The organism is Mycobacterium sp. UM_CSW (assembly GCF_000455205.1).
GTDB lineage: Bacteria > Actinomycetota > Actinomycetes > Mycobacteriales > Mycobacteriaceae > Mycobacterium.
Genome location: NZ_AUWQ01000091.1, coordinates 34,202 through 44,188, shown reverse-complemented (window position 1 = coordinate 44,188; position 9,987 = coordinate 34,202). Strand labels below are relative to the sequence as shown.

Genomic DNA, 9,987 nt, shown 5'->3' with positions numbered 1-9,987 from the left:
CTCGGCCTCCAACGACGCAGCCTGGGCGCGAATCGTCGCACCATGGGCATCCACATCGCCAAACTGGTAATTGATGGTCATGTTCATGTCTCCTTGATTGAAAAGTTTTGGGGCAGAAGGTATTTCTGGCTAGCTGCCGAGGATCTGCTGGGAAGCCTGCTCTTGCTGCTCGTAGTTGTTCGCGTCGCGGATCAGCCCGTCGCGCACACCGTGCAGCATGTTCACGATGTTGCGGAAGGCCTGATTCATCTGCCCCATGGTGTCGTAGGACGTCGCCTGGGCCTGGCCACTCCAGCCGGCACCGGCGATGTTGAGCGACGACGCCCACATCTTGCGGGCCTCGTCCTCAACGGTCTGCGCGTGGACCTCAAACCGGCCCGCCATCGCCCGCATCTCATGCGGGTCGGTCATGAATCGTGTTGCCATTTTGGCTCCTTACCTCACTTGGATGGGTTCTGTCGGTGGCTGGTTCGCTTGTGCGGCGAGCCAGGACACCTCGAGTCAATTGATTTGTGCTGCCGTCACACGTTGGCCGACGAGTTTCCGTTGGTCGGCACGTATATGACCGCCGCCTGATACCCGGGGGGCGCATGGCCATTCGTCGGAAACGACGCGGGCACAGGGTATTTCGCCGCCGCCGGTGGGGCCGCCGGGGTTTCCCCGTCGTCCGAGTATCCGGCGGCTGGTGGACGCGACACGAACCTGAGGCGCGGTGCGTACTTGGCCGCCGCGATGGCCGCGCCGGCTCCGGCACCCGCGGCCGCGGCTCGGCCGAGCCCGCCGACCCCGCCGAGCGGCACCGGGAAACCCAGTCCGGCGGCAACTTCGTCGCCCGCCAACGGCAGCGCCGCCGGAGAAGCCATCGGCAGCGTCCCGAGCATCCCCGGCGAAGCGCCCGCTGCCGCGAGGCCCCAACTTTGCGGCACCGCCAATCCGCCGACGGAGGTCGCCGCACCCAGGCCCGCGAAGCCGCCCAAGCCAGGGATACCGCCTAAGCCTGCGCCGATCGGCCCCAGGGCTCCCGCCGCCGCACCCGCCGCGCCGGCCGTGTTGGCCGCGGCTGCGGATGCGAAGCCGATGTTCATCGGGCCACCGATGAGGGGACCGAAAACGGTGCCCAACATCGTCGACATCACCGACAAGCCCATCCACCCTGGCATCGCGCCGTACGAGGTGATCAGGCCGGTCGCGATGCCTCCGAGCGAGGAGTCGGACAAGATGCTCCCGAAGGGGCCCACGGCAGCGCCCGACGAAGAAGTTCCGCCCAGTGCGGAGGACAAGGGTGACGCGAGGCTGTTCAGCGCCCCGGTGATCGCCGAGGTCAATTGGGACAGCGTCTGCTGTGCGCCGCCAATCGCCGAGCCGGCCGACTGGGCGCTCGCGCCCCCCTGCGCCGCCAACCCGGCCAGGTTGGTGGTCTGCGGCGCCGGAGCGAAGGGAGTCACCGGCGCTGTGGCCGCCGCCGAACTCGCGGCATAGCCGTACATCGCCGCGGCGTCCTGTGCCCACATCTCCGCGTACTGGGCCTCGGTGGCCGCGATCGCCGGTGTGTTCTGTCCGAAAAAGTTGGTCGCGATCAGCATCATCAGGAGTGCGCGGTTGGCCACGATCTCCGGCGGCGGCACCGTCGCCGCGAAGGCCGCGGCATAGGCGGCCGCCGCCGCTTGAGCCTGAGTAGCCGCCAGCTCGGCCTCCGCGGCGGTCGCGCCCATCCACGCCACGTAGGGTGCGGCCGCGGCCGCCATCGCCATCGCCGACGGGCCGAGCCACGGTCCACCGGTGAGCGCCGAGATCACGGCGTCGTAGCCGGCCGCCCCAGAACGCAAATCGGCGGCCAACCCGTTCCAGGCGGCTGCGGCGGCCAGCATCGACCCCGCGCCCGGACCGGCATACATCCGCCCGGAGTTGATCTCCGGCGGTAGCGCCCCGTAATCCATGGTGACCCCGCTGCGCAGCTCAGAGGACCGCGGCCGCGTTGGCGGCCTCGGTGGCCGCGTAAGAACCGGCGCTGGTCGCCAAGGTGCTGACGAACAGCTCACGAATCGCGGCGGCCTGGGCGCTGACCTCCTGGTACAGCACGCCGTGCGCCGTGAAGTGCGCCGCCGTCAGCGCCGACACCTCGTCGGCCGCTGCGGGAATCACCCCGGTGGTCGGGGCAGCCGCGGCCGCGTCTCCGGCGGTCACGGCGGCGCCGATGTTTTGCAGTTCGTCGGCTGCGGACGACAACATCGCCGGCAGCGTGGTCACAAACGACATGTGCTCCTCCTAGCGGAAGCAGGTCGAGCCATCGGCCGGACGCCGTTACGCGGGGCCTGGTGCGACCGTGGATACCGGCAATGCACTTCATTCAGCAGAATACATACTAATCGAAGCATTAGTAAGGGAATTGGTCAACTTGTAGTACTTGCAGGTCGCGGACTCGCCGCGAGGAGGCTTCGCACAGACTGCCCACTGAGCCGAGGCTGAGGCCGGTGCCACGGCATGAAGCCGGGTCACGGCAGCGGCAAGCGCGTCACCCGCGCTTGGGGAAACGCAGCGCCGGTCTAGAACACCCAGGTCGCCGCGGGCGACGGCGCAGCTGCCTGGGAACGAATCGGCACGCGGGGATATCCAGGGCGCCGACTCAGCGCTCGTCCATCCACAGCCGCTCCGTCATATTGTCGAACGTCACCAGCACGACCGGGTCGGCCTGGCGCAACATCGCCGTCTGGCTCATCCTGGCCCGCACCGTCCAACCCTCACAATGCCGCAGCTCGACGATCAAATTCGCGACTGCGTCGACGCCGGCAACCGAACACAAGGTGGCCGGCACGGTGTGGAACATCTCGGGAAACACCGAGCCCGCCAACGCTTCCAGCTCGTAACCCACCATCTCGGCAAACGCCCTGTTGGCGAACAAAATGACGCCGTCCCGCGCCATCGCGAGCGAAGGAACCGGCAGCCGCTCCAACACCACCACGGCGGGCAACCGGCTCAAGATGTCCATCGGCGAATCGCCGGGACCTCCATTACGCCGCCGCTCGACCGCCGCGCTGGCGTCCATGCCAGGGCAGTCGCGCGGTGGGTCGGGTAAGACCGCGGTGGGCGGAGGCGCGTTTGACTTCGATGGCAGGCGCGTCGCCACATCCGGTTGTCTGGTCACGACCGACATATGTCCTCCTCACGGAAGAAAGCCGACCTGTGGCGGGCGTGTCACCGCGACGCCTGAGGCGCAATCGTGTACAGATACCGCCGATGCACCTGACCAGCCAAGTTTCATACTCTTTGGCATGGTAGCGGCCAAATTATCACACTTTGAGTCTTCCCGCGAAGTAAAGTGTGAATTAAAGTCAGGACGTCAGCTCCAGATCAGACCAGGCCAGACCAACGGAAGACTTTCGACGAACACAACGCCGCTCCAGGGGGGTGCACACGCCCGGCGTGCCATCGCCCCCCTCCCCGAAGGGACTGACTCGGTCGCGGAACTGCCTGGCCGCGCCGCGACGGTTTTTCGCGCGGCAACCGCGACAAGACAAGGCGGGGCAATGAATGAGGACGGCGAACGGCGAGCCGACGTGACGCGTCAGCGGATCATTGCCGCCGCCTCACGCCAGTTCGCCCACCGCCCGTACAGCGTCGTGAGCCTCGACGACATCCTGGCGGAAGCCGAACTGACCAAAGGGGCAATGTATTTTCACTTCCCCTCGAAGCAGGCGCTGGCGCTGACGATCATCGACGATCTCACCGAGCTGAGCCGTTCGTCGATCGCCGAGTTGCTTGACCGCAACATGTCGGGCCTGGAAACCCTGATCGAGTTCGTCTTCGCCCGTGCCGCTCAAGACACCCAGGACGACGTGGCGCGCGCCGGCGTCCGACTGCTCGACACGCTGGACAACCCGACCTCCCTGCCCCCGACGGTGTGGCAGTCATGGATCGAGTTCGTCACCAGCCTGATCCAAAAGGCAGCCGCCGAGGGCGACGTCATCGCCGAGCACGATCCCGAAGACATCGCCAAAATGTTGGTGGCACTGTGGGTGGGCATCCGCCGAACCAGCAATCTCGACAAACCAGCGGATTACCTCGACACCCTGCAAAGAATATGGACGCTGGCACTGCCCAGCTTCGCCAATCCCGATCGAATCGACTACTTCACCAAGTTCATCGAACGCCGCCAAGCGCTTGCGTGAAAGATGTTCTGCCGCAGACGCTCTCACGACGACCTGTCGGCAGAGCGTCTCCTCCACACCCCACCCGTGTTCGCATCGAGCAGCGGACGACGACTTGGGTTCCGAGTGTCGACCGGGGCCGACTCACGTCTCTGGCGTCCGGGGTCTGGGGATCTCCCAGCAACCATCCGCGGCCCGTCGTGGGCGTAACTTCGGGAGAAGCCGCGGTAAACGCAGGGTGTAAGGTCAGGGGCGGCCGCGGGATGAATTGAGGGTCACCACGCCGGGCAGGCCTGCAGACACTGCGTGTCGGCGGGGCCTATCATCGAAGGCATCGACGCGGCGGTGTTATTTTCTCGGGCCGAGAAGGTGTCCCCGCTGCGCGGCGGGCGCAAAGAGAACAGGCGGGGCGATGACTGATGACAGCGAACGGCGACCCGACAACACCCGCGATCGCCTCATCGCCGCCGCCGCACGCCAGTTCGCCCAGCTTCCGTACAACCTCGTCAGCCTCGATGACATCCTCGCGGAGGCCGAGCTGACCAAAGGGGCGATGTATTTTCACTTCTCCTCGAAGCAGGCGCTGGCGCTGACGATCATCGACGAACTCACCCAGCTGACCCGTTCGGCGGTCGCCGAGTTGCTTGAGCGCAACATGTCGGGCCTGGAGACCCTCATCGAATTCGTCTTCCTCCGTGCCGTTCAGGACACCCAGTACGACCTCTCCCGAGCCGGCATGCGGCTGCTCGACGCACTGGAAAACACGACGCCAGAGCCTCGCGCACTGTGGAAGTCCAGGAAAGACTTCGTCATCACCCTCATCGAGAAAGCAGCCAGGGAAGGCGACGTCATCCACCAGCAGGATCCCGCGGACGTCGCCAAAATGTTGATTGCCCTGTGGGTGGGTGTCCGCCGAATCAGCAATCCGGACCAACCCGAGGACTACCTCGATAACTTCAAGAAGGCGTGGATACTGGCACTGCCCAGCTTCACCAACCCCGATCGAATCGACTACTTCAAGAAGTTCATGGAGCGACGCCACGCACTCGCGGTGAGAAAGGTTTGCGCAGAACCGCTCTCATTTGAGGTCCCCGTGACCGCCGCGGCGCACGCCGGCGACTAGCCCACCACTGTCGATCGCGGCCTCTCTGGGCGCCGCGTGTCGGTCGCCTCGCGGATGTAGTTCCCAATCTGGCGCAAAGAACGATCGGCCTCCGGGACCATCGACGCTGCGATCTGGAAGACATGCATCTGGCCGGGCCACACCCGCAGCTGCACCGGCACTCCGGCCTCGGCGAGCCGCTGCGCGGCCACGCGAGCGTCGTCGAGCAGGACCTCGCAGCCGGATACATGAATCAACGTTCGGGGCAGACCGGCCTCGATGTGGTCGAGCGGCTCGAAGATCTCCTTCCAGCGCCCGTCCCCGACACGGCGCTGATCCGCTTTGGCGATCAGGTGGCGGAATGCGTCAAACGCTTTGGCGGAGAACATCGCATCGCGACTGTCGTTGGGGTGCACCGGTCCATCACGCGTCGCGATCCGCAGCAAAGGCGACATGCAGACGATGGCCGCGACGTCCTCACCCTCGGCGTGCAGCCGTTCGGCCAGCGCCAGTGACAGGTAGCCGCCCACGGAGTCGCCGGCCAAGACGATCTGGTCGGGGCCGTAACCTCGCGTGCGCAGCCACCGGTACCCGTCGTCGCAATCATCGAACGCCTCACCGATCGAGTGCTTGGGCATCATCCGGTAGTTCATCACCAGGACCGGGGCGTCGGCGTACTTCGACAACGCGGTGACGAGCCGGTCATGCGTGTTGGCGCCGCAGGTCAAGAAGCCGCCGCCGTGCATGTACAACACGACGCGCCGGCTGCCGTCGGCAGGCAGCACGCCGGCAGCGCGGACCAATCGGGCGGTGCAATGCGGCAACCGAATCGTCTGGCGAACGCTGCCCGGCACGGGTGCCACAGCCCGGGCGGCGAAATCGACGAGACCCCACGGCCACGGCGCGTTCGCCAGGTGGCTTCCAACAGTCAGAACCGGCCGGATGGTAAGCCGGGCGCAGAGCCACACAAGCCGGCCGGCGACACTCGGCTCATCCTCCACGACCTCCCGAGCGGCAGCTGAACACCGAGCGTCGAACATGATCGCGGTGCCCCGGCGAGTGGGTGCACGATCTCTAGGCGTTCGTTCTCCGTTTTGCATGGTCAGCCATCGGTCCGGTTCCTCCGGGCCTGCGGGGCGTCCCCGACGCGCGTCGGCTTTGTCATCGGTACGACGCTTGCCGCGCCTCGGCCCGCGCGGGAACCCACGCTCGGAACATCGAATTCGAGCCACGCGGCGACGGCGTCGAGAACCGGAGCCACGTCGGTGGCCCACCAGGTGTGGTGGTCTGGCGGGGTTTCACGCTTGCGCCACGAGCCGGCAGCATGGCGCAGCCAGGTCAGCACGATGGCAATGCGCTCGTCGATGGGCTCAGTGTGCTCGATGTCCGCTTCTGCTTCGTCGTGCGCGGCACGCAGCGCCGAACGCTCGCGAACCGAGAGACCGCCCGCTCTCAGCCGGTCAGCGACGACCGTGCCCAGATCGGTTCGCTCCACCAGAGAACTCGCCGTCAGGATCATCAGGTACTCGTCGACGAAGGCAGGCTGGCCCGGCCGCGCCCCGCCCCAATCCACGATGCCGGTAACCGGGCCGCGAATGCCGGCGACCCGAACGTTGGTGGGCGTGTAGTCGCCATGGGTCCAACTCACCGGCATGCGCCAGCCGACAAGGGCTTGACGTAGCACGGTGCCAAGCCGGTTCATGTCGGGAACCCGATGCGGATCCAGCCGCCGGCACGCGTCCGTCAGGGTCGCCAGGGGTTCGACGACCCATCGCCGCAATAAGCAGAAGTTGTCGACGACGGCGGGCGTCGCGGTTCCGCGGTGCAGGGGCGCGATGGCTCTGAGAGCCGCCGCGGTCAGCTCCTCGACACGGTTCGGGCGGCGCGCCAGAACCTCGGCCAGGTCCGTTCCACGGCGATACGACTCGACGGACACGGCCGCATTTGCGCGCTCGTCGAATGCCAGGATCCGCGGTAGCAGTTTGCGCCATTCGTCGTTAAGTCCTTGGTGGACAGCGAGTTCGGCGAGCACGCGCCGCTGCATGCGCAATTTCGCGGCTCTGAGCTGGCCACGCGCCACCTTCAATACCGCCGTCGGGGGTCCCTTCTCGGGACGCAGCAGGACCACAACCGTTTCGCCGACCAGCTCGGCCGGCGGCATGCTCAGCGCGACGTCAATGAAACCGATCGGCAGGTCGTTGACATCAATCAGCCGGTCGGGCGGGCGGGCATTGCCAGTCACGCCGTCACTTCGGCTGACATACCGACAGCCGGTCGCCCTGCAGCCTGTCGTGCCGCCTGGTACAGGTGCCCAGAAACACCCGAGCGGTGGTGACGCAGCACCGTCCGCAGCACGCGGATGCCATCGCGGATGGCATGCAGGTTCGATGCTCCGCTGCGACGCGGCAGTTCCACGCTGGGAACCTCCGCAATTCGCAACCCCGCCTGCATGGCCCGCACCGTCATCTCGGCCTCGATTTCGAAGCCGGTCGCCGAGAGGTGGAGGTGATCAAGATAGCGGCGGTCGAAAGCCACGAACCCATAGCAGAGGTCGGTCAAGTTGCCGTGGTACAGCGAGTTGAACACGGAGAGCAAAAACCAGTTGCCGAACCGGCGGAACCACGTGATGTCCAACGACGATCCGCCGCTGATGAACCGCGACCCCTTGACGAAGTCGTAGCCGTTCGCAATGAAATGCACGTAGTGCGGGATCTCGCTGGGCGACATGCTGCCGTCAGCGTCCATCATCACGATGATGTCACCGGTTGCGGCCAGGAACCCCGTGCGCAACGCGCTGCCTTTGCCGGGCCCCTGCTGCGGCACGACGCGGATGTCGGGCCGGGATCGGCGCGCGGTGATGAGCGTGACGTCGGTCGAATCGCCGTCGACGATGATGATCTCGGTGGCCTCGTCAGCGAGCTGCTCGAGCACCCAGCCGATGTTGCGCGCCTCATTCCGCACCGGAATGACCAGGCTGACCGTCGGGGCCGAAGGGCTCGATTTCGGGCGAGAGCGAGGACGTCGAGAGAGGGAAGTCTGGACTGAGTCTAGTGATGAAACGCTGGTCATCTTCGGGCCGCCAATCTCTAATGAAGTGCTGCGCGTCACCCCCTGGTGCGGGCCGTCGGCGTATACCGGCGATGCACTTGATTGGCGAGTTTACATACCATTGGATTACACCGCAAAAGATTTACTCAACTTTTGGTCTCTGACTTTCGGGCAGGGCCCAGGAGGTCAGGCGTGGCCGTCAGGCTGCAGCACGAAGTCGGCGACGATGTCGGCCATGGCGTCGATGGCGCCCCGAGACGTGACCTCATACCCGTGCGTGCTCAGCGTCGGCAGGCACAGCAGGGCCGCCCGCGGCGACAGCCCGTTGGCCTTGGAATGGGACGCGTCGGACTCGAACGCGCCCAGCACCGCGGCCTGCGGCTCCAGCCCCCGGTCGGAGGCGATGGCCATCAGCCGGTCGGCGACGTCCTTGTCGTAGACGCAGAGGGCATCGCTGTAGCCGACGATCGGACCGCCGGTGACGGTGGTGCCGTACTCCCGCTCGGTGGGTCCGACCTCGAGGGCGAGGTTGAGCGTGCCCGGCAGTGAGGCGCTGGCGTAGGAGCCGCCCACCCCGCCGATCTCCTCGTTGGTCGTGAATACCAGGTAGACGTCGTCGGCGGGCCGTTGTCCGCGCTCGCGCAGCAATTGCGCCGCGCGCAGCAGCGCGGTCACCGCGGCTCGGTCGTCGAGGAAGTAGCAGCCGACGTAGTCCGCGATCTCGACGAGCGTCCGCTTGCTCCGCTCGACGCACACCCGCGTGCCGGGCCGCACGCCCGCGTCGGCCAGCTCCTTTTCGGTGCGGCCGGTGAAGACGTAGACGTGCTCCCAGTCCAGCGCCTGATCACCCGCATCGGGTTTGGTCTGCCAGATCCGCGGGCTCTCCTTGGTGGTGTGTTCGGAGCCGAGCGTGAGCACCGCGGTGAGCGTCTCGTGCTCGCCCAGGACGGCGACCGGGCCGAGTCCGAAGTTCCCGGGATACATGGTGCCCAGTTGCGTCACGTGCAGCGAGCCGTCCGGCTCGATCCGCTTGACCAGCATGGACAGCTCGTCCATGTGCGCCATGACGCGCGTCGCGGTGCTGGGCCCGGCGATTGCGGCCGACCGGTGGGCGGCGTCGTCGGGGGGACCTCCCGCGGCGATGTAGCCGACCAGGTTGCCGGCGTCGTCGGTCCACATGTCGTCGACGACGGGTTCCAGCTCGCGGGCGCAGACGGCTCGGACCTCGTCCTCCTGGCCGCACGGCCCATAGGTCCACAGAAGTTCTTTCAGCAGCGCTTCGGTCGCATCGGGATCGCGGGGCGCCATCGGGTCCTCTCGCTCGTTGCTGGGTCGACAACTGGACCAGTACCCAAATCGCGCGTCGGCAACGCGGTGGCCGATCGCGGCCCCGCGCGGATCAGGGGTCGAAAAGTGGGTATGCGAGCTGCACGGTGCAAAGGAGACCAAAGTGACGAAAGATCATGGGTCGAGCGTCAAGAACGACAAGCAGTACGAGGGTCTGCGCAAAAAAGGGATGAGCAAGTCCAGGGCGGCGGCGATCTCGAATTCGCCCGGCGCCTCCAGCAGGGGCGGCAAGAGTTCAGGCAGCAGCCAAAGCAGCCGTAGCAGCGGTAGCGGCAGCGGTGGTAACCAGTCCCAGAAGAAGGCCGCAGGGCGCACGGGCGGCAAGAAGTCCAGCTAGCCCGATGA

General features: G+C 66.4%; 10 protein-coding genes and 2 pseudogenes. 3 read left to right on the top strand and 9 right to left on the bottom strand.

The window, feature by feature from the left end; genetic code table 11:
* From N415_RS31025 to N415_RS25340, 5 genes and pseudogenes are all read right to left on the bottom strand, one after another.
* Positions 1-81: pseudogene (locus N415_RS31025) on the bottom strand (type VII secretion protein EsxI); the annotation flags it as partial.
* Positions 82-129: 48 nt separating this feature from the next.
* Positions 130-426 carry a WXG100 family type VII secretion target gene (locus N415_RS25355; RefSeq protein WP_068187683.1) on the bottom strand — a complete coding sequence of 99 codons (297 nt, stop codon included), beginning with the start codon at positions 424-426 and terminating at the stop codon, positions 130-132.
* A gap of 95 nt (positions 427-521) precedes the next feature.
* A complete protein-coding gene (locus tag N415_RS25350; protein ID WP_068187681.1) occupies positions 522-1,937 on the bottom strand; it encodes a PPE family protein in 1,416 nt (471 codons plus the stop codon).
* A gap of 19 nt (positions 1,938-1,956) precedes the next feature.
* The gene (locus N415_RS25345; protein WP_068137678.1) at positions 1,957-2,256 is read right to left on the bottom strand and encodes a PE family protein; all 300 of its coding nucleotides are present in this window, start codon (positions 2,254-2,256) and stop codon (positions 1,957-1,959) included.
* A 367-nt stretch (positions 2,257-2,623) separates the two neighbouring features.
* On the bottom strand, positions 2,624-2,986 hold the full coding sequence (locus N415_RS25340) for a PAS domain-containing protein (RefSeq protein WP_068187679.1): 363 nt from the start codon (positions 2,984-2,986) through the stop codon (positions 2,624-2,626).
* Between the two features lie 283 nt (positions 2,987-3,269).
* Between N415_RS25340 and N415_RS25335 the strand changes: the two genes are divergently transcribed.
* On the top strand, positions 3,270-4,166 hold the full coding sequence (locus N415_RS25335; protein ID WP_239645697.1) for a TetR/AcrR family transcriptional regulator: 897 nt from the start codon (positions 3,270-3,272) through the stop codon (positions 4,164-4,166).
* A 391-nt stretch (positions 4,167-4,557) separates the two neighbouring features.
* The gene (locus tag N415_RS25330) at positions 4,558-5,268 is read left to right on the top strand and encodes a TetR/AcrR family transcriptional regulator (protein ID WP_068187676.1); all 711 of its coding nucleotides are present in this window, start codon (positions 4,558-4,560) and stop codon (positions 5,266-5,268) included.
* Here N415_RS25330 and N415_RS25325 read toward each other — a convergent pair.
* The 4 genes and pseudogenes from N415_RS25325 to N415_RS25315 all read right to left on the bottom strand — a co-directional run.
* Positions 5,265-6,254: pseudogene (locus N415_RS25325) on the bottom strand (alpha/beta hydrolase); the annotation flags it as partial. The gene N415_RS25330 and the pseudogene N415_RS25325 sit on opposite strands and share 4 nt — an antisense overlap.
* A gap of 95 nt (positions 6,255-6,349) precedes the next feature.
* The gene (locus N415_RS31020) at positions 6,350-7,489 is read right to left on the bottom strand and encodes an aminoglycoside phosphotransferase family protein (RefSeq protein WP_081665501.1); all 1,140 of its coding nucleotides are present in this window, start codon (positions 7,487-7,489) and stop codon (positions 6,350-6,352) included.
* Positions 7,486-8,316, bottom strand: coding sequence for a glycosyltransferase family 2 protein (locus N415_RS25320; RefSeq protein WP_081665500.1), 831 nt, complete (start codon positions 8,314-8,316; stop codon positions 7,486-7,488). The genes N415_RS31020 and N415_RS25320 overlap by 4 nt, the downstream gene beginning before the upstream one ends.
* Positions 8,317-8,481: 165 nt before the next feature.
* Complete coding sequence (locus N415_RS25315; protein ID WP_068187674.1) at positions 8,482-9,603, bottom strand: M20/M25/M40 family metallo-hydrolase; 1,122 nt, start codon at positions 9,601-9,603, stop codon at positions 8,482-8,484.
* 142 nt (positions 9,604-9,745) lie between these two features.
* Between N415_RS25315 and N415_RS31015 the strand changes: the two genes are divergently transcribed.
* Entirely contained in the window at positions 9,746-9,979 is a 234-nt protein-coding gene (locus N415_RS31015) for a hypothetical protein (RefSeq protein ID WP_081665503.1), read from the top strand.
* Positions 9,980-9,987 lie beyond the last annotated feature (8 nt).